Here is a 26212-nt window from a genome sequence, read left to right on the forward strand (position 1 = left end):
ATCGGCCGTCAGGGGCGATCGAATGCCCCGCGCCGCACGAGGGCGCGGCGCGCGCCGGTCAGCCCTCGGGCGGGATGACGCCCACCGGGCAGGCCACGCCCGTGCCGCCGATGCCGCAGTAACCCGCCGGGTTCTTGTCCAGGTACTGCTGGTGATCCGCCTCGGCCGGGTAGAAGGGGCCCGCGGGGAGGATCGCCGTGGTGATCGTGCCGCGGCCGTACGCGCGCAGGGCGGACTGGTAGGCGTCGCGGGAGGCGAGGGCGGTGGCGAGCTGCTCCGGGGAGTGGGTGTACACCGCGGAGCGGTACTGGGTGCCGATGTCGTTGCCCTGCCGGAAGCCCTGGGTGGGGTCGTGGGCCTCCCAGAAGACCCGCAGCAGCTCTCCGTACGGGAGCAGCGCCGGGTCGAAGACGACCCGGACGGCCTCGGCGTGGCCGGTGAGGCCGCTGCAGACCTCCTCGTACGTCGGGTTCTCCGTGTGCCCGCCCTCGTAGCCGACGAGCGTGGTCCACACGCCGGGCGTCCGCCAGAAGACGCGTTCGGCGCCCCAGAAGCAGCCCAGCGCGAAGTCGGCCACCTCCAGGTCGGCGGGGTAGGGCCCGGAGAGGGGCCTGCCCAGGACGGTGTGGCGGTCCGGCACGGCGTGGATGGGCGCGGCGCGGCCCGGGATGGCCTCCTCGGGGGAGGGCAGACGCGGCGTCAACGCGCGGTCCCGTGCTGGGCGCTCCAGTGCAGGCCCGTGAGCGCCTGCGCGCGGTGCGCGGTGTACGCCGCGGCCGGGTCGGCTTCGTACGCCCAGGGGGCCGCGCCCGCGTAGCCGTCGACGTGGCGGAACTGCTCGACGGCCTCGGGGAAGCGCTCGGCGCGCAGCAGGAAGGCGGCCAGCAGGTGCCGCACCACGGGCAGCACGGGGTCGCTGGGGGAGGCGTGCTCGGTGGCGTAGAGGGCGCCGCCGATGGCGCGGGAGACGACCTCGCTCTCGTAGAAGCTGCGGACGAGGATGACGTCGGGCAGGTGCGCGTAGAGCTCGAAGAGCGGCAGTGCGGGCAGCAGGCTGCCCTCGGGCGCGGAGGCGGCGGCGCGCTCGGCGAAGTCGCGGGCGGCGTCCTCCGGGAGGCGGGCGAGGGCGGTCAGGTGGGCGCCCATGTGGTGCGGGGCGCGGGAGGCGATCTCGTCCCAGGCGGTCGCGAAGTCCCCGGCGGCGGCGAGCTCGACGATGTGCGGGACGGGGTCGCCCGGCGCGAGCAGCGTGGCCTCGGCCGCGACCGTGCGGGCCTCCTCCAGGATGATCGGCACGTCCGGGGAGCCGGCCGGCGCGCGCCGCGCCTGCTGCACCAGGAACGCCGCGTGGACCGCCGCGCCGCCGGCGTCCTTCGGGTCCTCTACCCGCCAGGTGCGCAGCCAGGCCGCGCCCTTCCCGGGGTTCTGCGCCAGTTCCACGGCCGCGGCGCCGGCGAGGGTCTGGACCCGCTGCCAGCGGGCCTCGCCTTCCGCCGGGGTGCCCTTGAGGAGGGCGGCGACCGCGTGCCAGTCCTGGGTGCGCTGGGTCACCGACAGCGCCTGCGTCAGCTCCTCGTCCGGTCCCGGCAGCCGGATGTCGATCTCCTCCCGCGGTACGAAGCCGTACTGGGCGGGGTCGACCGCGGCCGCGGCCCGCATGCCGCGGCCGCGCAGCATGCGGGGCAGCAGCACGATCCCGGAGATCAGCAGCACGCCGTACAGCACCCACAGGAATTCCATGATGAGCAAGCCTACGCGGGCCCGGGTGGCGCGTCCCGGCCCGCGGCTCGCACTACGCTCGGCGGTATGAGCGAGCAGCAGCACCAGAACTTCGAGACCCTCGCGATCCACGCGGGCCAGCCGGCCGACGCCCAGACCGGGGCCGTGGTCACGCCGATCTACCAGGTCTCCACGTACAAGCAGGACGGGGTCGGCGGCCTGCGCGGCGGCTATGAGTACAGCCGGTCCGCGAACCCCACCCGTACCGCGCTGGAGGAGAACCTCGCGGCGCTGGAGGGCGGTCGCCGCGGTCTGGCGTTCGCGTCCGGGCTGGCCGCGGAGGACTGCCTGCTGCGCACGGTCCTGAAGCCCGGCGACCACGTCGTCATCCCGAACGACGCCTACGGCGGCACCTTCCGGCTCTTCGCGAAGGTCGTCGAGCGCTGGGGCGTGCAGTGGTCGGTGGCCGACACCTCCGACCCGGCCGCGGTCAGGGCCGCGCTCCGGCCCGAGACCAAGGTGATCTGGGTGGAGACGCCCAGCAACCCGCTGCTCGGGATCACCGACATCGCGGCGCTGGCGGACATCGCGCGCGGCGCGGACGCCCGGCTCGTCGTCGACAACACCTTCGCCAGCCCCTACCTGCAGCAGCCGCTGGCGCTCGGCGCCGACGTGGTCGTGCACTCCACCACCAAGTACATGGGCGGCCACTCGGACGTGGTCGGCGGCGCGCTGGTCGCGGCCGACGCGGGGCTCGGCGAGGAACTGGCCTACCACCAGAACGCGATGGGCGCGGTCGCCGGCCCCTTCGACGCCTGGCTGGTGATGCGGGGCATCAAGACCCTCGCGGTGCGCATGGACCGGCACAGCGAGAACGCGGCCCGGGTCGCGGAACTGCTCTCGCTGCACCCCAAGGTCACCCAGGTCTTCTACCCGGGTCTGCCCGAGCACGCCGGCCACGATGTCGCGGCCAAGCAGATGAAGCGGTTCGGCGGCATGGTGTCCTTCCGCGTCGCGGGCGGCGAGGAGGCGGCCGTCGAAGTGTGCAACCGGGCGCGGCTGTTCACGCTGGGCGAGTCCCTGGGCGGCGTCGAGTCCCTGATCGAGCACCCGGGCCGGATGACGCACGCCTCGGTCGCCGGTTCGGCCCTGGAGGTCCCGGCGGACCTGGTGCGGCTGTCGGTCGGCATCGAGTCGGTGGACGACCTGCTGGAGGACCTGCGGCAGGCGCTGGGCGCGTAGGGTCGCGCGCGGCCGGCGGGCGGCGGTTCGTCATGCAACCGGCCGGGCCGGCCCGCTCGGCCGCTACCAGTGGCCGATGCTCGGCGTCGTGTCGAGCGGTTCCGGGGACGGCCACCACAGGGAGGCCAGGACCAGCGCCGTCACCAGGCCCACGACGAGCAGGGTCCACAGGACGGCGTGCAGGACGCGGCGGCGCGCCAGGACGCGGCGGCCGCGCTCGGCGGCGCGCGGGGCGAGGTCCACGGGAACCACGGGGTGCGGTCCGTCGAGCAGCCGGCGGACCTCGTCCTCCTTGCGGTCGTACGGGCTCATGGCGCGGTCTCCCGCACCCGGGGGACCGCGCCGCGCGCGGGCCGGCTGCGCAGGGCCGCGGTGGCCCGCAGGGTGATCGCCCTCACGCGTTCCACCGGCATGCCGAGCTGCGCGGCGGTCTGCTCCTCGGCGATGCCCTCGTACAGCCGCAGCACTATCACCAGCCGCTCCCGTGTGTTGAGCGGCCCGAGCACCCCGGAGCGCGGGCGGCGCCACCGGGGCCGGTGGGCGAAGCGGCGCACCATCTCGGCGCGGGTGCAGGCGTACGGGTCCTCGCCGCGCATCCGGAACCAGTCCGCGTAAGTGCGGGACAGGGCGGCGCACAGCAGCTCGGTCGCTTCCCCCCGATCCCCCGTGAGCAGGATGGCGGCATGCAGCAGCCGTCCTGCTGCGCCCGCCGCGAACGCCTCGAACTCGGCGTCGCGCAGGCGTTCCGCTGCCGCCCGGCGCTCTCCCACAGCGACATGGGACGGCAGACGGTGACCTCAGGTCAAGAGTTCTGCTCGTCTCCCTGCGTGACGGAGGCGTGGTACAGCGCGAGCGCGGTGTTGAAACGGCCGAGGAGATCGGTGAAGACCTCGCGCTCCTGCGGCGTCCACTCCTCCGTCACGACCTCCATGAGCCGCTGGCGCGAGGAGCGGACCTCCTCCAGGCGCGAGCGCCCGCGCGGGGAGAGCGCGAGCACGACCGCACGACCGTCCTCGGGGTGCGAGGTGCGCTTGACCAAACCGCTGTCCACGAGCGGGGCGACCTGCCGGGTGACGGTGGAGGAGTCGATGCCCATGCCCTCCGCGAGTGCCTTCACACCCATCGGGCCTTCGTTGTCCAGGCGGTGGAGCAGCAGGTACGCGGCCCGGTCCATGGAGTTGCGGGCCTTGCCCACGCCACCGAGGCGGGTCTGTTCCGCGCGGCGGGCGAAGAGCGCCACCTCGTGCTGCAGGCGCTCGAGGAGGTCGGTCGTGGTCTCCGAGGGGGGAATGGGCATGGCCGGAAGCTCGCGTTCTGTCGGTCCTGCGAAGGTTGGGAGAAGAGTACGCGGAGAGCGTCACCCCGGGACCCCGCCGCGGAAAACTGCTCGGTCCGTCCGGGCGGAGGCCGCTGCTGCAAGACTGGGGACCATGGAAAGCCCCGCCGGTCCGGCACGTCTCACGAGTCGCGCGGCGGTTCCCGCGCGATCGTGTCCGGTCACCATCGACGATGTGCGCGGCGCGCACAAGATGCTCTCGGGTGTGGCCCGGGTGACACCCATGGAGGGCAGCCGGTATCTCTCCGGGCTGGTCGGGGCACCGGTGCATCTGAAGTGCGAGAACCTGCAGCGTACGGGCTCCTTCAAGGTCCGCGGCGCCTATGTGCGGATCGCCGGGCTGCGGCTGGAGGAGCGGGCGGCGGGCGTGGTGGCGGCGAGCGCCGGCAACCACGCGCAGGGTGTGGCGCTGGCCGCGTCGCTGCTGGGGGTGCACTCCACCGTCTTCATGCCGTCCGGCGCACCGCTGCCGAAGATCGCGGCTACCCGCGACTACGGGGCGGAGGTGCGGTTGCACGGGCACGTGGTGGACGAGACGCTGCGTGCCGCCGAGGAGTACGCGCAGGAGACCGGCGCGGTCCTCATCCACCCCTTCGACCACCCGGACATCATCGCCGGGCAGGGCACGGTGGGGCTGGAGATCCTGGAGCAGTGCCCGGAGGTGCGCACGGTCGTCGTGGGGATGGGCGGCGGCGGGCTCGCGGCGGGTGTGGCGCTGGCGGTGAAGTCGGTGCGCCCGGAGGTGCGGGTCGTGGGGGTGCAGGCGGAGGGCGCGGCGGCGTATCCGCCGTCGCTCGCGGCGGGGCGGCCGGTGGCGCTGGACTCGGTGGCCACCATGGCGGACGGCATCAAGGTGGGCTGCCCGGGGGACGTGCCGTTCGGCATCGTCCGGGATCTGGTGGACGAGGTGCGCACGGTCACCGAGGACGAGCTGTCCAGCGCGCTGCTGCTGTGCCTGGAGCGGGCGAAGCTGGTGGTCGAGCCGGCCGGGGCGAGCCCGGTGGCCGCGCTGCTGTCGCGGCCGGACGCCTTCGACGGGCCGGTCGTGGCCGTGCTGTCCGGCGGCAACGTCGACCCGCTGCTGATGGAGCGCATCCTGCGGCACGGCATGGCCGCCGCGGGGCGCTACATGTCCTTCCGGCTGCGGCTCACGGACCGGCCGGGGGCGCTGGCGGCGCTGCTGGAGATCCTTTCGGCGAGTGACGCAAACGTGCTGGACATCGCGCACGTCCGCACGGATCCCCGGCTGGGGCTGACCGAGGCGGAGGTCGAGCTGCAGCTGGAGACCCGCGGGCCCGAGCACCGGGCCGCGGTGGCGGCGGCGCTGCGGACGGCGGGGTACGTACTGCTCTGACGTACGGCCCCGGCGGTGCCCGGCGAGGGCGGTGGGGCCGGATTGTCAGTGGCGTGCGGCATGGTGTTCGGAGGGTGTCGCGGACGCGGGATGTGGCGCGGGGGAGGGAACCCGGAGAAATTCGCTTGACGCGATATATCGCGTCTGCGATGCTCGCGACGCATCGTGGTGCGCTGCCGCACGGCCGCGCACCGGAACAGTCCCCATGCACCGCCAAGCCCCGAATCGGAGACATCGCATGCCAGGCGCCATCCATGCCGAAGGTCTGGTGAAGACCTTCGGTGACGTACGGGCACTGGACGGAGTGGACCTCGACGTCCCGGAAGGGACCGTCCTGGGCCTCCTCGGCCCCAACGGGGCCGGGAAGACGACCGCCGTGCGCGTCCTGACCACCCTGCTGCAGCCGGACAGCGGCAAGGCCGTCGTGGCCGGGATAGACGTGCTGAAGCACCCCAACGAGGTGCGCCGGCAGATCGGCCTGTCCGGTCAGTTCGCGGCCGTCGACGAGTACCTCACCGGCCGCGAGAACCTGCAGATGGTCGGCCAGCTCTACCAGATGAGCGCCCGTGACGCGAAGGCCCGGGCGGCGGAGCTGCTCGAGCGCTTCAACCTCGCCGATGCGGCCGACCGCACGGCGAAGACCTACTCCGGCGGCATGCGGCGCCGGCTCGACCTGGCGGCCGCGCTGGTCGTCAGGCCGCCGGTGATGTTCATGGACGAGCCGACCACCGGCCTCGACCCCCGCAACCGCCTCGCGCTGTGGGAGGTCATCCAGGACCTGGTGGCGGGCGGCACCACGCTGCTGCTCACCACGCAGTATCTGGAGGAGGCCGACCACCTCGCCCACGACATCTGCGTGATCGACCACGGCAAGGTCATCGCCCGCGGCACGTCGGACGAGCTCAAGGCGCGCACCGGCGGCGAGCGCGTGGAGGTCGTCGTCCACGACCGCGCCCACCTGGCGACCGCCACCGAGGTGCTGAAGGGCTTCGGCAAGGGCGAGACGACCCTGGACGACCACACCCGCCGGATCACCGTACCGGTCGCCGGCGGCGCCAAGCTGCTCGCGGAGGTCATCCGCGAGCTCGACACCCGCGGCATCGAGATCGACGACATCGGTCTGCGCCGGCCCACCCTCGACGATGTCTTCATGTCGCTCACCGGCCACGCCGCCGAGGAGAAGGAAGAGGAGTCCCAGTGACCACGGTGACCGACGCGGTCTCCACCAGCGCGCCGCGCACCTCCAACCCGATCGTGCAGTCCGTCCGCGACTCGCTGGTGGTCGCCCGGCGCAACCTGATCCGCATGCTGCGGATCCCCGAGGTCGTGATCTTCGGCCTCGTCCAGCCGATCATGTTCGTGGTGCTGTTCAGCTACGTCTTCGGCGGCTCCATGAACGTCGGCGGTTCCACCGACTCGACGGTCTACCGCGAGTTCCTGATGGCGGGCATCTTCGCCCAGACCGTGACCTTCGCCACCGCGGGCGCGGGCGCGGGCATCGCCGACGACATGCACAAGGGCCTCATCGACCGCTTCCGGTCGCTGCCGATGGCCCGCGGCGCGGTGCTCACCGGCCGCACTCTGGCCGACCTGGTCCAGACGGCGCTCACCGTGCTCGTGTTGGCGATCGTCGCCCTGCTGGTGGGCTGGCGCATCCACGAGGGCCTGCCCAAGGCGCTCGGCGCGTTCGCCCTGCTGCTCCTGCTCGGCTACGCCTTCTCCTGGATCGGTGCCCTGATCGGCCTGTCGGTCCGCACCCCGGAGGCGGCCACCTCGGGCGGCCTCATCTGGCTCTTCCCGCTGACGTTCCTGTCGAACGCCTTCGTGGACCCCAACCAGATGACCCCCTGGCTGCGGCACATCGCCGAGTGGAACCCGTTCAGCTCCACCGTGCTGGCCTGCCGCGAGCTGTTCGGCAACCTTCCGCCGAACTACCAGGTCCCGGACGCCTGGCCCATGCAGCACCCGGCGCTCGCCTCGGTGCTCTGGTCCGTCGTGATCATCCTGGTCTTCCGCACCCTCGCGGTGCGCAAGTACCGCTCGGCGACGGCCTGACACCCGTCCCGCGGGCATCGGCCCACCGCACGCGGCGAGCCCCCGGCCTTCCCGGCCGGGGGCTCGCCGCGTGTGTGTGGGGCGGCGTCAGCCGCTGTGCGGCTTGGCGTCGAGGATCTTCACCGACGCCTTCTTGCCGTTCGGGAGCTCATAGCTCGCGTCGTCGCCGATCTTCTTGCCGTTCACACCCGAGCCCAGCGGGGACTGCGGCGAGTAGGTCTCCAGGTCCGACGACACGTACTCACGCGAGCCCAGCAGGAAGGTCAGGGTGTCGTCGGGGTCGCCGTCGAAGGCGATCGTCACGACCATGCCCGGCGCGACCACGCCGTTGTCCGCCGGGGCCTCGCCCACCTTGGCGTGCTGCAGCAGCTGCGTCAGCTGGCGGATGCGGAGCTCCAGCTTGCCCTGGTCCTCGCGTGCCGCGTGGTAGCCGGCGTTCTCCTTGAGATCGCCTTCCTGGCGGGCTTCCTCGATCTTGGCGACGATCTCGGCGCGTGCGGGACCCGACAGATGCTCCAGCTCGGCCTTGAGCTGGTCGTACGCCTCCTGGGTCAGCCAGGTGACGTTCTCGCTGGTCTGGGTCACAGGTGCTCCTCGTCGTACTCGAACTCGCTTGCTTACAAATGAACGCCCTACCCAAAAAGATGCGTCTTCGCGGGAGGGCGAAACCACGAGCGTAACAATTCCCCCCGACAATCGGCGAGAGGAAAATCACCAGGAAGCCATAACCCCAGGTCAGATGTGGCAGAGGCCGAACGGCCGGGCAGGTCGGATCAGCCTGCGGGCTGACAGCCGACCAACTCCGCGGAAGTGCCGCGACTGGTGGTGCGAATGGTGACGACGGTATCGATGCGACTGCTGTGCTGATTGAGGCGAACGTCCTTGCGGCCCACCTCGCCGTGGTCCTCGGCGAGCGAGCGCAGAGTGCACACCGCCGGGACGCCGGCGTCCTTGCGCACCTCGATGTGGACCTGGACCTCCCGGTCCGAGGCGACCTGGAACTTGATCACCTCGGCGCTGACCCCGGTGCCGGTCAGCTTGTCCCAGGCGATCCAGCCGATGAAGAACAGCATGAGCACGCCGAGCACGGAGCCCACGGCACGCAGCCTGCGGTCCGCGCGCGCGTCGGCGTCGGCACCCCGCCCGTACCGTCCCTCGGGCAGTCCGTCGCGCACCGCGCTCATCAATCAGTCCTCCCGGGGCCCGGGGAATCCCGCCTTGGAATCAAACAGCCCCTCGCTTCGGTCACTATAGAAGCCGCTACCTACGACCCATGACTGAGGATCCGACCTTGACCGAGCAGCTGCGGCTGATGGCCGTGCACGCACACCCCGACGACGAGTCCAGCAAGGGCGCGGCCACCATGGCCAAGTACGTCTCCGAGGGCGTCGACGTCCTGGTCGCGACCTGCACCGGGGGCGAGCGCGGTTCCGTGCTCAACCCCAAGCTGCAGGGCGACAAGTACATCGAGGAGCACATCCACGAGGTCCGCGCCAAGGAGATGGACGAGGCGCGCGAGATCCTCGGCGTCAAGCAGTCCTGGCTCGGCTACGTCGACTCCGGGCTTCCCGAGGGCGACCCGCTGCCCCCGCTGCCCGAGGGCTGCTTCGCCCTCCAGGACGTGGACGAGGCCGCGGGCACGCTGGTGAAGCTCATCCGCGAGTTCCGCCCGCACGTGATCACCACGTACGACGAGAACGGCGGGTACCCGCACCCCGACCACATCATGACCCACAAGATCTCGATGGTCGCCTTCGAGGCCGCCGGCGACCCGGAGCGCTATCCCGAGGCCGGCGAGCCGTGGACGCCGCTGAAGCTCTACTACAACCAGGGCTTCAACCGGCAGCGCACCGTCGCCCTGCACGAGGCGCTGCTCGCCCGCGGGCTGGAGTCCCCGTACGGCGAGTGGCTGGAGCGCTGGAAGTCCTTCGACCGGCCCGAGCGCTCCATCACCACCCACGTGCCGTGCTCGGACTTCTTCGAGATCCGGGACAAGGCGCTGCTCGCGCACGCCACCCAGATCGACCCCGACGGCGCCTGGTTCCACGTCCCGATGGAGATCCAGAAGGAGGTCTGGCCCAACGAGGACTACGAGCTCGCGAAGACCCGGGTGGACACCAGCCTCCCCGAGGACGACCTCTTCGCGGGCATCCGGGAGAATTGAGCGCGTGAACGCGACTCTCGGCACGGCCGCAGCCCAGCTCGTCCCCCTCGCCGCCAACGACCTGGACCAAGACAAGGTGACGCCCGGCCTCCTCGGCTTCGTCATCTTCGCCATCATCGGCCTCTCCCTGTGGTGGCTGATGAAGAACATGAACAAGCAGTTCAAGAAGATCGACTTCGAGGAGCAGCCGGAGCAGCCCGGGCACCCGGACGCGCAGGCCAAGGCCTCCGCCGGTGCGGGCTCCGAGGGCTCCGGCCGCAACGGCTGAGACATGCCGCGCACCCCTTCCCGTGGCGGAGGGGGTGCGGCGCTCAGCCGGGCCCGGCGACGCCCACCCGCGTGAAGAGCAGTGGGACACCCTCGTCGTCGGACCGGGTGTACGAGGTCCGCACCGCGACCACCCGCACGTCGTGGCCGTGGACGGCGACGTGCTCGCCGACGGCCGGTACGGGCAGCGCGCCGCTGGAGACGATCACTGCGAGGCCGGCGTCATCGCCGCCGTCCGGGCCGTCGGGGCCGTCCCACGCGAAGGTGATCGTGTGCCGCACCGGGCTCTCGCGGTAGACGCTCGCCTCGTGCGGCAGCGCCTGCTCCCGGTCGCGGATGGGCTGGAGCGAAGCGGGCAGCCGGTCCATGGTCACGTCCTCTCACGGTCGGTCCCCGTCGCGATTGTCGCCCGCGGGGGGCCCGGGAGCCGGTGACACGCTGGACCGGGCCCTCAGCCCTCCACCGCCCGGTCCACCGGGACGGCCATCACCATCCGGGCGCCCCGCGACGGGACCATGCCCAGCCGCCACGCCTCCCACGGCGTGCCCGGCTGGACACCGCGCTCCAGCAGCAGGGTGTACGCCTCCGCGTACTCCTCCAGGTCCAGGTCACGGCCCTCGTACGCGTCCCCCAGCAGCGGAGTGAGCCGCTCGCGGGCCTCGGCGGCGCCCGCCGGCGAGAGCAGCGGCAGGAGCGTGCACTGCAGGAAGCGCGCCCAGTCCAGACCGCGCCGGTCATTCATGCCGGCGAAGAGCCGCTCGGCCTCCCGGGCCAGCTCCAGGGCCGCGGAGAGCCGGCCGTTGCCCGCGTCGATGACGGCGAGCTCCACGCAGGACCAGCCCTCGCCGTGGGGGACGCCGATGCGGTGGAAGTCGGTGCGGGCGTCCTGCAGGAGCTGGCGGGCGAAGCCGCTGTTGCGCAGATTGCCGGTGAGCGCCGCCCGTTGGTCGCGGGTGACCCGGGCGGAGTGGTGGCGGGCGCAGGCCAGCCCGTAGACGTCCCGCATCCGGCTGAACATGGTCCGGGAGCGCTCCAGGGCCCGCAGGGCCGCGTCCAGCTCGCCGCCCTCCTCCAGCGCCTGGCCGAGGTAGTACAGGGACCACGCCTCGCCCCTGGCGTCCTCGTTGGCCCGGTGGCGGGCGAGGGCGTCGCGCAGTACCCGCTGGGCCGTGGCGGCGTCGGCGCGCAGCAGGCGGGCCCGGCCGAGCTGGGTGGCGGTCCAGGCCTCGCCGCGCGGGTCGCGGGTGGCGGCGTAGCACTCGTCCGCGGCGCGCAGCTCCGTCTCGCCGCGCTCCGCGTCGCCCAGCAACAGCAGCAACTGGCCCAGCTGCAGATGGGCCCACGCCTCGCCGTGCACGCTCTCGCTCTCCCGGTGCAGGGCCAGCGACTCGGTCAGCAGCTCACGTGCCTCCGCCAGCCGCCCGGCGTCCCGCAGCACCGCCGCCAGCGCGTGCTGCGTCCAGGCCCGGTCGGCCCGCAGCTCGTCGCCGGACTGCAGCTCCAGGGCCTCCCGCAGCTTGGTCTCCGCCTCGTGCAGGCTGCCCTGCTGCTGCAGGGTGATGCCGAGGCTGCACAGGGCCCGGGCGGCGCCCGCCGGGTGCTGCGCCTCGAAGTACAGGTCGACCACCGACGACAGCGTCGAGCGGGCCTTGTCCAGCTCGCCCAGCTGCCGCGCGGCGATGCCGGTTCGCCACTGCACCGAGCGGACCAGGACCGACTGGTCCGCCTCCCGCTGGTGCGCCTGGGCCAGCTCGCTGATCTCGCCGAGGCGGTAGAGATCGCCGCGGAGCAGGCAGTAGTCGCACAGCGCGCCGAGCAGATGCTGCACCACCCGCTGGTCGACGCCGTCGGAGTGCCGCAGCGCGGCGGTGATGAAGCTCGACTCCTCGTCCAGCCAGCGCAGCGCCTGGTCCAGCGAGGGGAAGCCCTGCGGCCCGAAGCGGTCGGCGCGGGTCGAGGTCCGGCCGTCGACCAGGCGGATGACCGCGTCCGCCAGCTCGGCGTAGCTGCGGATCAGCCGCTCCTGGGCGGCGGCCCGCTCGGCCGGGTCCTCCTCGTCGAGCAGGCGCGCGTGGGCGAAGCGCCGTACGAGGTCGTGCAGCCGGTAGCGGCTGCCGCGCACGTGCTCGACGAGGCCGGCCGACGCCAACTCGCCCAGCCGCCGCGCGCCCTCCTGCTCCTCGGCCCCGAGGAGGGCCGCGGCCGCCGCCGCGCCCAGGCTCGTCCGCCCCGCGAGCGCCAGCCGCCGCAGCAGCCGGCGCCCCGGCTCCGGCTGGTCGTGGTAGCGCAGCGCCAGCGCCCGGTCGACCGGGCCCACCGGGCCGTACGCCGCGAGGTCAGCCGCCAGCCGCTCCGCGCCGCGCTCCGGGAGCGAACTGCCCGCGATGCGCAGCGCCAGCGGCAGCCCGCCGCACAGCCGCCGCACGGCGTCGGCGGTACCGGAGCCCTCCGCGGCGGGGACGGCCGGGACGGTGCCGGGCGCGAGCCCGGCCAGCAGTTCCCGCGACGCGTCCGCCCCCAGCGGGTCCACGGGCAGGGCGTAGACGCGGGCAGCCGGGATGTCGAGGGCGAGCGGTTCCGCCGACGTGACGAGCACGAGGCTGTCGGAACGCTCGGGGACCAGGGCGCGGATCTGCTCGGGGCCGGCGGCGTCGTCGAGGACGATGACGACGGGGACATCGGTGAGGTGCTTCTGGTACTGGTCGGCGAGCCGCCGCAGATGCTGCTCCCGGGAGGTGCGCTCGCGGAAGAGGAGCTGTTCGCGGGGGGCGCCGAGCCGGTTGAGCAGATGCAGCAGCGCGTCCCGGACGGGCAGCGGGCGCTCCCCGGGCGCGGCACCGCGCAGATCGACGACGCAGGCACCGCGGAACTGGTCCTTGAGCTGCTGGGCGGCGCGCACCGCGAGTGTGGTGCGCCCGGACCCGGCCTGCCCGTGCAGCACCACCACGACGGGCTCCGAGGCGGGGGAGACCCGCGCCTGGTGCACCCACTGGGCGATCTGCCGCACGTGCTCCCGGCGCCCGGCGAACGGCCCCTCGGTGGCGGGCAGATGGGCGAAGGACTGCTCCAGCACACTGCGGCCCCGCGCCGCGGCGCTGCGGTCGGTACGGCGCTGCGCCGGCACCTTGGCGGGGGCCGCCGCGGCCGGCCGGCGTTCCAGGAACGGGCGGACGCCGCGCTGCTCCACGGCCTCCAGCCAGGCCCCCCGCAGCTCCTGCGCCGGTCCGGCGCCGCCGCCCGTCGCCAGTGCCGCCGTCACGGCCGCCCCGGCGACCGCGACCACGCCGCCCGCGCCCAGCGCCGTGGCCGTCGGGGTGCCCCAGCCGAGGTCCGCCACACACGCCGCGACGGCCGCGACCGCGGTCACCAGCGCCGGGGTGCCCAGTCCCGACCGGCGGCCCGCCCGTTCCGCCGCCACCGCGGCGGTGTACGCGGCGTACTCGGCCGCCGCCTCGCCCGCGATCTCGTCCAGCGCCGCCCGTCCGCGCCGCAGCGTCTCCTCCGCCTCCCCGGGGCTCCCGCCCCGCAACTCCCCGGCGACGGCCCGCTCCAGCAGCCGTAACACCTCGGCCCGGTCGGACGTGCGCAGTTGCTTCTGCAGTTGCGGCGTGTGCTTCGTCAACACTGCCCCCTCGGTCGCCACTCGTCCCCAAGTGTCCTGCCGAACAGGCCACATCGCGACACCGCGTCCGCACGCGGGACCGGCCCGGGGCCCGGCGTCCGTGCGTCTGCGGGGCCGCCGCGCCGTGGCGCAAAGGTGACTTGGCGTCTGCTCGACAACGGAAAGTGCTGACCCCCGCCGACGGCGGCGCCACGCTGTCTCCCCATGAGACAGATGAACAACAGGTGGCGGCCGAGGGCCAGAAGCCCCCGGCCGCAGTATGTGGCCGCCGCCGCTCTCGCGGCGCTGCTGGCAGGTCTGACCGCCACACCCGGCGCGGCTCAGGGTACCGGGCCGGCCGACCCGGCCGTAGCGGGCACGGCCAACGGGTCCACCGGGTCCACCGCGGCCACCCGGCACCAGGTCACCCTGATCACGGGCGACCGCGTCACGCTGGAGACCGACCCGGCGGGCCGGCAGAGCGTCTCGGTCGAGCCTGCCGAGGGCCGCGAGCACATCACCTTCGTCAAGCGTCAGGACGGGCGCGACTGGACGGTCATACCCGTCGACGCGCTTCCCCTGCTCGCGGCGGACCGCCTCGACAGGGCGCTGTTCAACGTATCGGCCCTGGTCAAGGCGAAGTACGCCGAGCGGGCGAGCCTGCCGCTCATCGTCCAGTACGCGGGTGACGCGGAAACCGCCGGGAGCCGGCTCACCGCGGCCGGGGCCGACGGGGTCCGCGCCGTCCCCGGTACCTCCTTCGCGACCCTCCGCGAGGACCGCAAGGCCGCCGCGGAGTTCTGGGAGGGCATCGCCCCCGCCAAGGCGGGCGCCGCGTCCTTCGGGGCGGGCGTACGCCGGGTCTGGCTCGACGGCCGTGCCAAGGTCCAACTCGACAAAACAGTGCCGCTCATCGGGGCCCCGCACGCCTGGGAGAAGGGCTACACGGGTGCCGGCGTCAAGGTCGCGGTGCTCGACACCGGCTTCGACCCGAACCACCCGGACCTCAAGGGCCTCGTCGCCGAATCCGCGAACTTCACCACCGAGCCGAACACCGACGACCTCATGGGCCACGGCACTCATGTGACCTCGATCATCGCCGGTTCCGGTGCGGCCTCCGGAGGCCGGTACAAGGGCGTGGCGCCGGGCGCGCGGATCCTGTCCGGCAAGGTCTGCACCAGGAACGGCCAATGCGCCGACTCCGCCATCATCGAGGGGCTGGCCTGGGCCGCCGAGCACGGCGCAAAGGTGATCAACCTCAGCCTGGGTGAGCCCGACACTCCGGAGACCGACGCCATCGAGGCCATGGTCGACACCGTCACCCGTGACTACGGCGCCCTGGTCGTGGCCGCGGCCGGCAACTCCGGCCCCGGCAAGGTCTCCACCCCCGCCTCCGCCGACAGCGCCCTCGCTGTCGGCGCCACCGATGTCGACGACGAGCTGGCCTACTTCAGCTCGATCGGCCCGCGGGTCGGCGACTCCGGTCTCAAGCCCGACCTCGTCGCCCCCGGCGTCGGGGTCGTCGCCGCCAGGGCAGGCGGCACCACCGCCGACGACGGCTACATCGCGATGAGCGGCACCTCCATGGCCACGCCGCACGTGACCGGCGCCGCCGCCATCCTCTTCCAGCAGCACCCCGACTGGACCCCGGAGCAGGTCAAACGCCAGCTGATGCACTCGACGACGGGTGCCTTCGAGAGCGGCGCCTACTACCAGGGCGCCGGGCGCGTGGACATCGCCCGGGCGGTCGACCAGCACGTCACCGCCGAGCCCACCGGACTGGACTTCGGGCTGGTCCGCTGGACCGACGGCGTGCGCCCGCCGGTGAGCAAGACGATCACCTACCGCAACCCGGGCGACGAGCCGCTCACCCTCCACCTGGAGCACAACGCCGGCTACAAGGCCGGCAAGGCACCCGCGCCCGAGAACCTGTTCAGCCTCAGCACCGACACAGTCACCGTTCCCGCGCACGGAACCGCGGACGTCACCCTCACCGTGAACCCGGAGGCCACCACGCTCTACGCCGCCTTCAGCGGCGTGGTGCATGCGGCCACCGCGGACGACAGCGTCTCGGTGCGAGTTCCGTTCGGCGCCGACATCGAGCAGCCGTCCCACGATCTGCGGATCACCATGAGGAGCCGTTCGGGCGCGGCTCCCGACTTCGCCTACCTGCTCGTCAGCTCGGCCGACGGCAGGTTGTACGAGCGGGAACTGCTCGGCCAGGACAGCACCGTGCTGCGGATCCCGAACGACACCTACTCCGTGAGCGGCTTCTTCGCCGACGCGGCGTTCACCGAGGGCACCATGCTCGGTGTGCCGAAGGTCGTCATGACCACCGACCAGACGGCGACCATCGACGCCCGGACCGCCAAGCCCGTCACGGTCTCGGCCCCGAGCCGTTCGGCGCGCATCATGTCGGCCGAGTTCGACACGATCGGCCTGGGCGACCAGCTCACATCCCTCGTCATGAACAACGCGATCGGCGGCGACCGCGTCGAGGGCCTGTACGCGGTTCCGACGGCCCAGTACGAGGACTCGAAGTTCGCCTATGTGGACAACACCGTCTGGGGCGAGCCCAGCGCTGACGGCGGGATTCCCTCGTCCATCTACTACCTGGTCCGGCCGGTCCACGGCGGTATCCCGGCGGATCCGGGCTACCACCCCCGCAAGTCGGAGCTGGCCCAGGTGACCACCACGTTCGCCGCCACCGCCCCGCAGACCACGGCCTTCCGTGGCCTCTACATGCACATCGACGACATCCGGTTCCTCGTGCACGGGTTTGACGGACTCCCCGTTCCCAGCCGGCGCGTCGACTACTTCGCGGCGGCCGACGGCCTGCGCTGGCAGACCGCCTTCGACCAGACCAGCTTCCTCGACCCGGACAAGCGCGGACAGCTCTTCCTCAGCTCCCTGCACGGCTACAGGGCCGGAGCCAAGGTCGAGGAGCACTGGAACAACGGGATCCAGGGCGTCGGCTTCTCGCCCGAGATGGGCGCCTACCGCGACGGGGACATGATGTTCTACCCCATCGAGTGGGCCGCGAACGGCAACCTCGACCTGGCGGCCGACACGAATACCGGCAGGCCGACGGCGGAGCTGCGGCGCAACGGCGAACTGGTCTCCCAGAACTTGGACACGGGCTACGTACCGGCCGACGCCACCCCCGCCGACTACCGTCTGACGGTCGCGGAGGACCGCGACCTCGCTCCCAGTTCCATCTCCACGAGCCTGCGGGCCGAATGGCGGTTCCGGTCGCAGACCACGGCGACCCAGCAGGCGCTGCCGCTGTACGCGGTGCTCATGTCGCCGCAGCTGGACGAGTGGAACCGGGCCAAGGCGGACTGCAGGTTCGACATTCCGGTCCTGATCCAGCGCACGGCCGGCGCCGCCGAGGTACCGATCCGCACCTTCACCGTCGAGGTCTCCTACGACGAGGGCAGGACCTGGCACGCGGCCGAGGTCACGGGCACGGGCGTGCAGCGCACCGTGACCGTGAACCACCCGCACCTCTCGCCGGGCGGCTCGGTCTCACTGCGTACGTACGTCAAGGACGCCGAGGGCAACTCCTTCCGGCAGACCGTCATCAAGGCCTACCTGCTCAAGTAGCGCAGGCAGGCGGCGCGGGGCCCGCCGGATCCGTCCGGCGGGCCCGTTCGCGTTCCGGCGCCGGCCGGCGCCTCAGAGCCAGTTCCGGCGGGCCGCGTGCCATCCCAGCTGCATGCGGGTGGTGACGCCCGCGAGACTCATCAGCACCTGGACGCGCCGCTGAATGGTGCGCTTGCTCACGCGGAGCTGTCCGGCGATCGCCTCGTCGGTCAGGCCCGCGACCATCAGGGACAGCAAGTGCCGATCCTTCGCGACCGGTGACGGGGTGTCGGTGTGGCCGGCCCGGCCGATCTGGCCTTCCTCGGTCACCCGGAGCGGGGCGCCGACCTCCCAGTAGTGGTCGAACAGGTCGATGAGCGCCTCCAGCAGACTGCTTCCCCGCACCAGCGCCGCTTTGAGGGGCTGGGGGCTGCCGGGCGCGGAGGAGGAAGCCAGCGGCAGGACGGCCACCGACCGGTCGGCGATCGCCATGCGAAGGGGCAGTTGGGGCACCGCCCGGGAGACCTCGCCGGCCCGCACACCGCTGACGACGTTGTCCACCGCGCCGGGGTCGTCGAAGTACGCCTGTTCGTAAAGAGCCCGGTAGAGCACGCCCCGGGACAGCGCGTGGTACTCCTCCTGGTTGCTCTCCGGGGGCATGGCCACATATCCGGCCTTGACGAACCACAGCATCTCGTGGCGGGCACCGTCCTGGACCTGCCGCAGGTGCTGCCGCAGCGCGGCGGCGCCGCTGATGATCTCGATCGCCTCGCCCTCGCCCCAGGCCCGCGCGCTGCGGCGGTAGGTCTCCACCAGATCGCGCACGGCCGCCCGGGTCTGCTCCAGGGCGTCGGAGTGGCGCCGCAGCCGCGGCACGAGCGCCGTATCCGGGGGAACGGCCGTGAACCAGCCGGGACTCTCCTCGACCGCGCTCGCCAGTCCCTTGGCCTCGAGGGCGAGCAGCAGCCGCCGGGCCGTCGGGGCGTCAAGGCCGCAACGGCCGGAGATCTCCTCGGCGGACGCCGCCTCGGTGACGACCAAAAGGCGGTACACCTCGCCCTCGGCAGCCGTGAGGCCCACCGTCTCCAGCATGCCGCCGCTCCCTTCGCCGACCGGCGTGTCCGTCCGGGCGTCGGGACACGCGTCCGGTCCGGCGGTCGATTCCACCAGGCCCCCCGAGCTGGGACAACGTTGGTTGCGGTGGACAACTTGGGGCCCCTTACGGGGCGGGCGCCGGCCGGTGCCGAGCCGGCCGGCGCGGGCGCGGGCGCGGCGGCGGGGCGCGATGTGTGAGGCTGGGGGCATGGCCAATCGACTGAGCGGTTCCACGTCCCCGTACCTGCTGCAGCACGCGGACAATCCCGTGCACTGGTGGCCCTGGGGCGAGGAGGCTTTCGCGGAGGCGCGGGAGCGCGGGCTGCCGGTGCTGCTCAGCGTGGGGTACAGCAGCTGCCACTGGTGCCATGTCATGGCCGGCGAGTCCTTCGAGGACGAGGCGACCGCCGCCTACCTCAACGAGCACTTCGTGTCGGTGAAGGTCGACCGGGAGGAGCGGCCCGACGTCGACGCCGTCTACATGGAGGCCGTGCAGGCGGCGACCGGGCAGGGCGGCTGGCCGATGACGGTGTTCCTGACCCCCGAGGGCGAGCCGTTCTACTTCGGCACCTACTTCCCGCCCGCCCCGCGGCACGGCATGCCCTCGTTCCGGCAGGTGCTGGAAGGCGTGGAGGCGGCCTGGCGCGAGCGCCGCGACGAGGTCGGGGCGGTCGCGGCGGCCATCGTGAAGGACCTGGGCGGGCGCTCCATGGCCCTCGGCGGGACGGCCGCCCCGGGGGAGCAGGAGCTCGCGGCGGCGCTGCTGGGACTGACCCGGGACTACGACGCCACGTACGGGGGCTTCGGCGGCGCGCCCAAGTTCCCGCCGTCGATGGCCCTGGAGTTCCTGCTGCGGCACCACGCGCGCACCGGTTCCGAGGGCGCGTTGCAGATGGCCCGGGACACCTGTGAGGCGATGGCCCGCGGCGGCATCTACGACCAGCTCGGCGGCGGCTTCGCGCGCTACTCCGTGGACCGGAAGTGGGTGGTTCCGCACTTCGAGAAGATGCTCTACGACAACGCACTGCTGTGCCGGGTCTACGCCCACCTGTGGCGCGCCACCGGCTCCGATCTGGCCCGCCGGGTGGCCCTGGAGACCGCCGACTTCCTCGTCCGCGAGCTGCGCACCCACGAGGGCGGCTTCGCCTCCGCGCTCGACGCCGACAGCGACAGGCCGGGCGGCGGCCACGGCGAGGGGGCGTTCTACGTCTGGACGCCGGCGGAACTGGAGGACGTCCTGGGCAAGGCGGACGCGGCGCTGGCCGCCGAGTTCTTCGGGGTCACGGAGGACGGCACCTTCGAGGAGGGCGCCTCCGTGCTCCAACTCCCCGCCGACGGGGGTTTCGTGGACGCGGAGCGGATCGCCTCCGTGCGCGAGCGGCTGTTCACGGCGCGGGAGGGCCGGCCCCGTCCCGGCAGGGACGACAAGGTCGTCGCCGCCTGGAACGGGCTGGCGGTCGCCGCGCTGGCCGAGACCGGCGCGTACTTCGAACGCCCGGACCTCGTCGCGGCGGCCGTGGAGGCCGCGGACCTGCTGGTGCGGGTCCACATGGACGAGCACGGCCGGCTCGCCCGGACCTCGCGGGACGGCGTGGTGGGCGGCAACGCCGGTGTGCTGGAGGACTACGCGGACGTCGCGGAGGGCTTTCTCGCGCTCAGCGCGGTGACCGGCGAGGGCGTGTGGCTGGACTTCGCGGGGCTGCTGCTCGACTCCGTGCTGCGGCACTTCACCGGAGAGGGCGGAGCGCTCTACGACACCGCCGACGACGCGGAGGCGCTGATCCGCCGCCCGCAGGACCCGACCGACAACGCCGCCCCCTCGGGCTGGACGGGCGCGGCCGGCGCGCTGCTGTCGTACGCCGCGTACACCGGCTCCACCCGGCACCGCGAGGCCGCCGAGCAGGCGCTGGGCGTCGTGGGCGCCCTCGCCGGCCGGGTGCCGCGGTTCATCGGCTGGGGGCTGGCGGTCGCCGAGGCGGCGCTCGACGGCCCCCGCGAGGTCGCCGTGGTCGGCCCGGCCGGCGACGCGGGGACGGCGGCACTGCACCGCGCCGCGCTGCTGGGCACCGCCCCGGGCGCGGTGGTCGCCGCGGGTGAGCCCGGCACCGACGAGTACGCCCTCCTCGCCGACCGCCCGCTGCTCGACGGACGTCCCGCGGCCTACGTCTGCCGGCACTTCGTGTGCGCGGCGCCGACGGCCGACGCGGACGCGCTGGGGGAGCAGTTGGGCGCGCGTTGAGGCGGAGGTCCCCGCGCTGCTCTTCGCGGTCGACGCGAACGGCGGGCCGTAGGTGGCGAAGTGGGTCCATCCGGATGCCGCGGCGACGGGGTCCGGGTCCGCGGCGCGCTCCGCGACCGGGGCCGCCGAACAGCCCTCCCCGCACGTCCACGACTTCGCGACGACCTCGCGAGCGGGCCTGTGAAGCCCGGCGGGAAGCGGGCCTCGGCACCGGTCGGGGTGAGCGTCTCGGGCTGCGTCCGCGGCTGCGGCACCGCGGACGTATGCGTCCCGGTCGCGTTCCCGAAGGCGGTTGCCCGCACCTCCGCCGCCCGCCGCGGCTGGACACCGACCACGACGGCCGGGCCTGCGACCGCGGCGACAGGGGGCGCCCGGTCGGTGGGCGAGAGGCTCTAGCGGCAGAGGTTGGCCGCGAGCAGCCCCAGCGAGCGGTCGAGGACGGCGGCGAGGTCCTCGGCGCCGTCGGAGTCGAGCCAGTGGAAGACGGCCTCGGACCAGGCCCCGATCAGCGCCCCGACGACGACCCGGATCTCGAAGTCGTCCTCGGGGCGTCCGAGGCGCTCGGCCGTGACGGAGGCCAGCAGCCGGCTGGATTCCTGGATGTTCTCGCCCATCCGGGCACGGACGGCCGGCACCGAGCGCACCAGCCGCAGCCGCTGCCGCATCTCCTCGAACTCGGCCTCGTCGGCGAGCATCTCGCGCAGCGGCCCCAGCAGGGCGTGGCGCAGCGAGGCGACGATGGACTCGTCCGCCGGGCGGGCGCGCAGCGCGGCCACCATGACCGGGTCGTACTCGTCCGTGAGGACGATGTCCTCCTTGGTGGGGAAGTACCGGAAGACCGTGCTGGCCGAGACCTCGGCGGCTTCCGCGATCTGCTCGACGGTGGTGCCGTCGTACCCCTGCGCCTCGAAGAGCCGGCAGGCCGCGCGGCGGATGGCCCGGCGGGTCCGGATCTTCTTGCGCTCGCGGAGGCTGGGTCTGGTCGGTGCGGTCACGCTGGTCATTGTCGTGCATCGACCGAGGGCGGGGCCATCTCCGCGGTGCCGGGCACCTCCTTCGCGGCGCGGGCGTCCGGCAGGAAGAGCGCGGTCAGCACGGCCGCCGCGAGCGAGGCGGCGCCGCAGGCGAGCAGGGCGACGTCCATTCCGTGCACGTACGCCGCGTTCGCCGAGACGGCCGGCGCGGGGTCGCCGAGGGCGGCAGCGACGGCGTGCGCGGCCCCCACGGAGCCCGAGGCGGCGTCGGCGGCCGCCGCGGGCAGGCCCGAGGTGTCGAGGCGGTCCTCGTAGGCAGCCGCCAGCAGGCTGCCCAGGACCGCGACGCCGATGGCGCCGCCGGTCTGGCGCAGGGTCATCAGCAGCCCGGAGCCGCTGCCGGCCCGTTCCCGCGGCAGCGCGCCCAGCGCCGCGTCCATGGCGGGGATCATCGCGAAGCCGAAGGCGAAACCGGTGATGGACAGCCACAGCGCGGTCGCCCCGTAGCCGTCGTGGACGTCCGTGCGGCCGCCGAGCACCGCGGCCGCGGTGAGCAGGAGCAGCCCCGCTGTGACCACCGGCCGCGGCCCTAACCGCCCGACCAGCGGTGCGCTGCCGCGGGCGGCGACGAGCAGGCCGCCCATCATCGGCAGCAGCCGGACGCCGGTGCCGAGGGCGTCGTTGCCGAGCACGGCCTGCAGGTACTGCGGCAGGACGAAGAGCAGGCCGGTGAGGATGAAGGTCACCAGCGTGGCGGCGACCGCGTTCCACAGGAAGCCCCGCTGCCGCAGCAGGCCGAGGTCGAGCATGGGCCGCGTCTGACGGCGCTCGCGGAGCACCAGCCCCGTCAGCAGCGCGACCGAGGCGAAGAGCGTCAGCAGCACGAGCGGGTCGCCCCACCCCCGGCGCGGCGCCTCGATGATGCCGAACACCAGGGCGCCGAGCCCGGTCACCGACAGGGCCGTGCTCGACGGGTCGACCCGGGGCGTGCCGGGGTCGCTGGTCTCGGGCAGCAGGAACAGGCACGCGGCGATGCCGATGGCGACGAGCGGGATGTTGATCACGAAGATGGAGCCCCACCAGAAGTGGTCGAGCAGGGTGCCGCCGATGATCGGCCCGAGCGGCATCCCCAGCGCCATGGCCGCGGTGACCGCGCCGACCGCCTTGGACCGCTCCCCGGGTCCGAACAGCGACGGCAGGACGGACAGCGCCAGCGGCATGACGAGGGCCGCGCCCAGGCCCATCACCGTGCGGGCGGCGACGACCGGTCCGGGGCTGCCGGCGAGGGCGCCGAGCACGGAGCCGGCGAGGAAGATCCCGAGGCCGGTGATGAGCATCCGGCGCCGTCCCCAGCGGTCGCCCAGCAGGCCCGCGGGGAGCATCGCGGCGGCGAAGACCACGGTGTAGCCGTCGACGATCCACTGCTGGTCGCCGGTGTCGGCGCCCAGCTCGGCGGCCATGGTCGGCAGCGCGACGTTGAGGATCGTCATGTCGAAACCGAGTACGAGCATGCCGGCGACCAGGGCCCCGAGGGCCCACCAGCGCCGGGGGTCGGCCGTTGTCGTCATGGGAGGTCTCCGGGTGATCGAGTCGCCACCTTCGAAAGTCACCGCCAAATGACAGCGACTCTCAAAAAATAGTAGCTATCAATCCGGGCATGCGAAAGCCCCCGCACACCGGCGGTGTGCGGGGGCTTCCTGCGTCCGGCGCGGGCTACGCGTGGTTGTAGGCGACCAGCGAGATGCCGACGTAGTGGACGATGAACGCGGCGAGCGTGAACGAGTGGAAGACCTCGTGGAAGCCGAAGAAGCGCGGTGAGGGGTTGGGGCGCTTGGTCCCGTAGATCACCGCTCCGATGCTGTAGAGCAGGCCGCCGACGACGATGAGGACGAGCACGGCGATGCCGCCGTGCCGCATGAAGTCGGGCAGGAAGAAGACCGCCGCCCAGCCGAGCGCGATGTAGCAGGGCGTGTAGAGCCAGCGTGGCGCGCCCACCCAGAAGACCCGGAAGGCGATGCCCGCCAGTGCTCCGGCCCAGACCAGCCAGAGCAGGATCTGCTGCTTGCCGGCCGGCAGCAGCAGGAGCGTGAAGGGCGTGTAGGTGCCCGCGATGATCAGGAAGATGTTCGCGTGGTCCAGCCGGCGCAGCACGGTCTCGCTCCGCGGTCCCCAGTTCCCGCGGTGGTAGAGCGCGCTCACGCCGAAAAGCGCGCATGCGGTCAGGGTGAACACGGCGCAGGCGATCCGCCCGCGGGTGCTCTCGGCGAACGCGGTCAGGGTGACCCCGGCGATCAGGACGGCCGGGAACATGCCGGCATGCAGCCACCCCCTCAGCTTCGGCTTCAGGGGGGCGGCGACGGATGCGAGTTCTTCAAGGGCGGGCGGCACAACGGGAGTCTCGTCCACGGAGCTCATGAGGTCAATGCTACCTACGGTTGCGTAGGTTACCGATACGTAGTACGCGGTGTCGCCGGACGTTGGGAGTGGCGATGCTCACCCCACGCGCCCTGGACAGATCGCGTTTCCTATCCTGATACTCATATGAGTGCGGACGGCACCGGATGAGCAACCCACGAAAAGCAGCATCCGGGTCGCAGCCCCCAAGGGGCCTACAACACACCCTCGGATATCTGACGCCAGGTGAGTGCACACCGGGCGGAACGGAGCGATCGTGGCGCGCGTCAATGCGGCTCCCACCAATCACCAGGACCTGATCGCATGGGTCGGCGAGATCGCCGAGCTGACCCAGCCGGACGAGATCGTGTGGTGCGACGGCTCCGAGGAGGAGTACCAGGGCCTCGCGGACGAACTCGTCTCGAAGGGCACCTTCAAGAAGCTGGACCCGATCAAGCGCCCCAACTCGTACTACGCCGCCTCCGACCCGACCGACGTCGCTCGTGTCGAAGACCGCACCTTCATCTGCTCCGAGGAGGAGCAGGACGCGGGTCCGACCAACCACTGGAAGGCCCCCGCCGAGATGCGGGAGATCTTCAGCGGTGAGAAGGGACTCTTCCGCGGCGCCATGCGTGGCCGCACCATGTACGTCGTCCCGTTCTGCATGGGCCCGCTGGGCTCCGAGCTGTCCGCGATCGGCGTGGAGATCACCGACTCCGCGTACGTCGCGACCGCCATGCGGACGATGACGCGCATGGGCCAGGACGTCCTCGACGAGCTCGGCGAGGACGGCTTCTTCGTCAAGGCCGTGCACTCCGTCGGCGCCCCGCTGGAGCCCGGCCAGGCCGACGTGCCGTGGCCGTGCAACTCCACCAAGTACATCTCGCACTTCCCCGAGAGCCGTGAGATCTGGTCCTTCGGCTCCGGCTACGGCGGCAACGCGCTGCTGGGCAAGAAGTGCTACGCCCTGCGCATAGCCTCGGTCATGGCCCGCGACGAGGGCTGGCTGGCCGAGCACATGCTCGTCCTCAAGCTCACCCCGCCGCGCGGCGAGGCCAAGTACGTCGCGGCCGCCTTCCCGAGCGCCTGCGGCAAGACCAACCTCGCCATGCTGGAGCCGACGATCCCCGGCTGGACGGTGGAGACCATCGGCGACGACATCGCCTGGATGCGCTTCGGCGAGGACGGCCGCCTCTACGCGATCAACCCCGAGGCCGGCTTCTTCGGCGTCGCGCCGGGCACCGGTGAGCACACCAACGCCAACGCGATGAAGACCCTGTGGGGCAACTCGGTCTTCACCAACGTCGCCCTCACCGACGACAACGACGTCTGGTGGGAGGGCATGACGGAGGAGCTCCCGGCCCACCTCACGGACTGGAAGGGCAACTCCTGGACGCCGGAGTCCGGGACCCCGGCCGCCCACCCCAACGCCCGCTTCACCGTCCCGGCCAGCCAGTGCCCGACCATCGCGCCCGAGTGGGAGGACCCCAAGGGCGTGCCGATCTCGGCCATCCTCTTCGGCGGCCGCCGTGCCTCGGCCGTGCCGCTGGTCACCGAGTCCTTCGACTGGCAGCACGGTGTCTTCCTCGGCGCCAACGTCGCCTCCGAGAAGACCGCCGCCGCCGAGGGCAAGGTCGGCGAGCTGCGCCGCGACCCGTTCGCCATGCTGCCGTTCTGCGGCTACAACATGGGCGACTACTTCGGCCACTGGGTCGGGCTCGGCCAGAAGCACGACGCCGACAAGCTCCCGAAGATCTACTACGTGAACTGGTTCCGCAAGGACGCGGACGGCCGGTTCGTGTGGCCGGGCTTCGGCGAGAACAGCCGCGTGCTGAAGTGGATCGTGGAGCGCCTCAACGGCCAGGCCGAGGGCGTCGAGACGCCGATCGGCATCCTGCCGGCCGAGGGCTCCCTCGACACGACCGGGCTCGACATCTCGCAGCAGGACCTCGACCTGCTGCTCTCGGTCGACGTCGAGACCTGGCGGCACGAGGCCTCCCTCATCCCGTCCCATCTGGAGACCTTCGGCGACCACACGCCGAAGGAGCTGTGGGACGAGTACCGCGCGCTGGTGCAGCGCCTGGGCTGAGCCCCCACCGGATCCGGGCGGCCCGACCCTCCCCGTGCGTGCGGCGCGGGTGGGCCGCCCGGCGGTAGGCATGGCCGCGCCGCGGGGACCCCGACCCT

The 26212-nt window shown here is 72.7% G+C and carries 22 protein-coding genes; 9 read left to right on the plus strand and 13 right to left on the minus strand.

From position 1 onward, the window contains the following. Positions 1–58: 58 nt before the first annotated feature. Positions 59–703 (minus strand): peptide-methionine (S)-S-oxide reductase MsrA, encoded by a 645-nt coding sequence (gene msrA, locus ACWDAS_RS10300; protein WP_450388433.1) that lies wholly within the window; start codon positions 701–703, stop codon positions 59–61. Next, on the minus strand, positions 700–1740 hold the full coding sequence (locus ACWDAS_RS10305; protein WP_450388434.1) for a hypothetical protein: 1041 nt from the start codon (positions 1738–1740) through the stop codon (positions 700–702). Before ACWDAS_RS10305 ends, msrA begins: the two co-directional genes overlap by 4 nt. A 66-nt stretch (positions 1741–1806) precedes the next feature. On the opposite strand from ACWDAS_RS10305, the gene ACWDAS_RS10310 reads away from it, so the two are divergent. Next, entirely contained in the window at positions 1807–2961 is a 1155-nt protein-coding gene (locus tag ACWDAS_RS10310) for a cystathionine gamma-synthase (protein WP_450388435.1), read from the plus strand. A 63-nt stretch (positions 2962–3024) separates the two neighbouring features. Here ACWDAS_RS10310 and ACWDAS_RS10315 read toward each other — a convergent pair whose 3' ends face one another. Genes ACWDAS_RS10315 through ACWDAS_RS10325 form a run of 3 tightly spaced genes read right to left on the minus strand, consistent with a single transcriptional unit; the run spans position 3025 to position 4258 of the window. After that, positions 3025–3273: a hypothetical protein gene (locus ACWDAS_RS10315; RefSeq protein WP_450388436.1), complete on the minus strand. Its 249-nt coding sequence runs from the start codon at positions 3271–3273 to the stop codon at positions 3025–3027. Then, positions 3270–3731, minus strand: coding sequence for a sigma factor-like helix-turn-helix DNA-binding protein (locus tag ACWDAS_RS10320; RefSeq protein ID WP_450388437.1), 462 nt, complete (start codon positions 3729–3731; stop codon positions 3270–3272). The genes ACWDAS_RS10315 and ACWDAS_RS10320 overlap by 4 nt, the downstream gene beginning before the upstream one ends. A 32-nt stretch (positions 3732–3763) precedes the next feature. After that, positions 3764–4258 (minus strand): MarR family winged helix-turn-helix transcriptional regulator, encoded by a 495-nt coding sequence (locus ACWDAS_RS10325; protein ID WP_450388438.1) that lies wholly within the window; start codon positions 4256–4258, stop codon positions 3764–3766. A gap of 232 nt (positions 4259–4490) precedes the next feature. On the opposite strand from ACWDAS_RS10325, the gene ilvA reads away from it, so the two are divergent. The 3 genes from ilvA (at position 4491) to ACWDAS_RS10340 (ending at position 7706) form a co-directional block, all read left to right on the plus strand. Then, positions 4491–5651, plus strand: coding sequence for a threonine ammonia-lyase (gene ilvA / locus ACWDAS_RS10330; RefSeq protein WP_450388520.1), 1161 nt, complete (start codon positions 4491–4493; stop codon positions 5649–5651). Between the two features lie 238 nt (positions 5652–5889). Continuing rightward, entirely contained in the window at positions 5890–6852 is a 963-nt protein-coding gene (locus tag ACWDAS_RS10335; RefSeq protein ID WP_450388439.1) for an ATP-binding cassette domain-containing protein, read from the plus strand. After that, the gene (locus ACWDAS_RS10340; RefSeq protein ID WP_450388440.1) at positions 6849–7706 is read left to right on the plus strand and encodes an ABC transporter permease; all 858 of its coding nucleotides are present in this window, start codon (positions 6849–6851) and stop codon (positions 7704–7706) included. Before ACWDAS_RS10335 ends, ACWDAS_RS10340 begins: the two co-directional genes overlap by 4 nt. A gap of 87 nt (positions 7707–7793) precedes the next feature. Here ACWDAS_RS10340 and greA read toward each other — a convergent pair whose 3' ends face one another. Together greA and ACWDAS_RS10350 are read right to left on the minus strand one after the other, a co-directional pair. After that, positions 7794–8291 carry a transcription elongation factor GreA gene (greA, locus tag ACWDAS_RS10345; protein ID WP_450388441.1) on the minus strand — a complete coding sequence of 166 codons (498 nt, stop codon included), beginning with the start codon at positions 8289–8291 and terminating at the stop codon, positions 7794–7796. 188 nt (positions 8292–8479) lie between these two features. Next, positions 8480–8890: a DUF4307 domain-containing protein gene (locus ACWDAS_RS10350; protein WP_450388442.1), complete on the minus strand. Its 411-nt coding sequence runs from the start codon at positions 8888–8890 to the stop codon at positions 8480–8482. 107 nt (positions 8891–8997) lie between these two features. On the opposite strand from ACWDAS_RS10350, the gene mca reads away from it, so the two are divergent. Then, complete coding sequence (mca, locus tag ACWDAS_RS10355; RefSeq protein ID WP_450388521.1) at positions 8998–9870, plus strand: mycothiol conjugate amidase Mca; 873 nt, start codon at positions 8998–9000, stop codon at positions 9868–9870. A 4-nt stretch (positions 9871–9874) separates the two neighbouring features. Further along, positions 9875–10138 (plus strand): hypothetical protein, encoded by a 264-nt coding sequence (locus ACWDAS_RS10360; RefSeq protein WP_450388443.1) that lies wholly within the window; start codon positions 9875–9877, stop codon positions 10136–10138. A gap of 43 nt (positions 10139–10181) precedes the next feature. Here the strand turns inward: ACWDAS_RS10360 and ACWDAS_RS10365 are convergent, their stop codons facing one another. Then, on the minus strand, positions 10182–10511 hold the full coding sequence (locus tag ACWDAS_RS10365; protein ID WP_450388444.1) for a hypothetical protein: 330 nt from the start codon (positions 10509–10511) through the stop codon (positions 10182–10184). 77 nt (positions 10512–10588) lie between these two features. After that, positions 10589–13726, minus strand: coding sequence for a tetratricopeptide repeat protein (locus ACWDAS_RS10370; RefSeq protein ID WP_450388522.1), 3138 nt, complete (start codon positions 13724–13726; stop codon positions 10589–10591). Positions 13727–13963: 237 nt separating this feature from the next. On the opposite strand from ACWDAS_RS10370, the gene ACWDAS_RS10375 reads away from it, so the two are divergent. After that, a complete protein-coding gene (locus tag ACWDAS_RS10375) occupies positions 13964–17344 on the plus strand; it encodes a S8 family peptidase (RefSeq protein ID WP_450388445.1) in 3381 nt (1126 codons plus the stop codon). A gap of 72 nt (positions 17345–17416) precedes the next feature. Here the strand turns inward: ACWDAS_RS10375 and ACWDAS_RS10380 are convergent, their stop codons facing one another. Then, positions 17417–18415, minus strand: coding sequence for a helix-turn-helix domain-containing protein (locus ACWDAS_RS10380; RefSeq protein WP_450388446.1), 999 nt, complete (start codon positions 18413–18415; stop codon positions 17417–17419). Between the two features lie 211 nt (positions 18416–18626). Between ACWDAS_RS10380 and ACWDAS_RS10385 the strand changes: the two genes are divergently transcribed. Next, positions 18627–20657 (plus strand): thioredoxin domain-containing protein, encoded by a 2031-nt coding sequence (locus ACWDAS_RS10385; protein WP_450388447.1) that lies wholly within the window; start codon positions 18627–18629, stop codon positions 20655–20657. 392 nt (positions 20658–21049) lie between these two features. Here the strand turns inward: ACWDAS_RS10385 and ACWDAS_RS10390 are convergent, their stop codons facing one another. The 3 genes from ACWDAS_RS10390 to trhA form a co-directional block, all read right to left on the minus strand. After that, the gene (locus ACWDAS_RS10390; protein ID WP_450388448.1) at positions 21050–21661 is read right to left on the minus strand and encodes an acyl-CoA-like ligand-binding transcription factor; all 612 of its coding nucleotides are present in this window, start codon (positions 21659–21661) and stop codon (positions 21050–21052) included. Continuing rightward, positions 21658–23199: an MFS transporter gene (locus ACWDAS_RS10395; RefSeq protein WP_450388449.1), complete on the minus strand. Its 1542-nt coding sequence runs from the start codon at positions 23197–23199 to the stop codon at positions 21658–21660. Before ACWDAS_RS10395 ends, ACWDAS_RS10390 begins: the two co-directional genes overlap by 4 nt. A gap of 145 nt (positions 23200–23344) precedes the next feature. Then, the gene (gene trhA / locus ACWDAS_RS10400; RefSeq protein ID WP_450388450.1) at positions 23345–24046 is read right to left on the minus strand and encodes a PAQR family membrane homeostasis protein TrhA; all 702 of its coding nucleotides are present in this window, start codon (positions 24044–24046) and stop codon (positions 23345–23347) included. A gap of 256 nt (positions 24047–24302) precedes the next feature. Between trhA and ACWDAS_RS10405 the strand changes: the two genes are divergently transcribed. Then, positions 24303–26114 carry a phosphoenolpyruvate carboxykinase (GTP) gene (locus tag ACWDAS_RS10405; RefSeq protein ID WP_450388451.1) on the plus strand — a complete coding sequence of 604 codons (1812 nt, stop codon included), beginning with the start codon at positions 24303–24305 and terminating at the stop codon, positions 26112–26114. Positions 26115–26212 lie beyond the last annotated feature (98 nt).

The organism is Streptomyces sp. NPDC001070 (assembly GCF_053598835.1).

Bases quoted from the DNA above. Each gene is read 5' to 3' on its own strand.
- ACWDAS_RS10375 (WP_450388445.1), top strand. From the start codon at position 13,964: ATGAGACAGATGAACAACAGGTGGCGGCCGAGGGCCAGAAGCCCCCGG.
- ilvA (WP_450388520.1), top strand. From the start codon at position 4,491: ATGCTCTCGGGTGTGGCCCGGGTGACACCCATGGAGGGCAGCCGGTAT.
- ACWDAS_RS10380 (WP_450388446.1), bottom strand. From the start codon at position 18,415: ATGCTGGAGACGGTGGGCCTCACGGCTGCCGAGGGCGAGGTGTACCGC.
- ACWDAS_RS10310 (WP_450388435.1), top strand. From the start codon at position 1,807: ATGAGCGAGCAGCAGCACCAGAACTTCGAGACCCTCGCGATCCACGCG.
- ACWDAS_RS10390 (WP_450388448.1), bottom strand. From the start codon at position 21,661: ATGACCAGCGTGACCGCACCGACCAGACCCAGCCTCCGCGAGCGCAAG.
- ACWDAS_RS10335 (WP_450388439.1), top strand. From the start codon at position 5,890: ATGCCAGGCGCCATCCATGCCGAAGGTCTGGTGAAGACCTTCGGTGAC.
- ACWDAS_RS10395 (WP_450388449.1), bottom strand. From the start codon at position 23,199: ATGACGACAACGGCCGACCCCCGGCGCTGGTGGGCCCTCGGGGCCCTG.
- ACWDAS_RS10305 (WP_450388434.1), bottom strand. From the start codon at position 1,740: ATGGAATTCCTGTGGGTGCTGTACGGCGTGCTGCTGATCTCCGGGATC.
- ACWDAS_RS10325 (WP_450388438.1), bottom strand. From the start codon at position 4,258: ATGCCCATTCCCCCCTCGGAGACCACGACCGACCTCCTCGAGCGCCTG.
- ACWDAS_RS10350 (WP_450388442.1), bottom strand. From the start codon at position 8,890: ATGAGCGCGGTGCGCGACGGACTGCCCGAGGGACGGTACGGGCGGGGT.
- ACWDAS_RS10315 (WP_450388436.1), bottom strand. From the start codon at position 3,273: ATGAGCCCGTACGACCGCAAGGAGGACGAGGTCCGCCGGCTGCTCGAC.
- ACWDAS_RS10385 (WP_450388447.1), top strand. From the start codon at position 18,627: ATGGCCAATCGACTGAGCGGTTCCACGTCCCCGTACCTGCTGCAGCAC.
- trhA (WP_450388450.1), bottom strand. From the start codon at position 24,046: ATGAGCTCCGTGGACGAGACTCCCGTTGTGCCGCCCGCCCTTGAAGAA.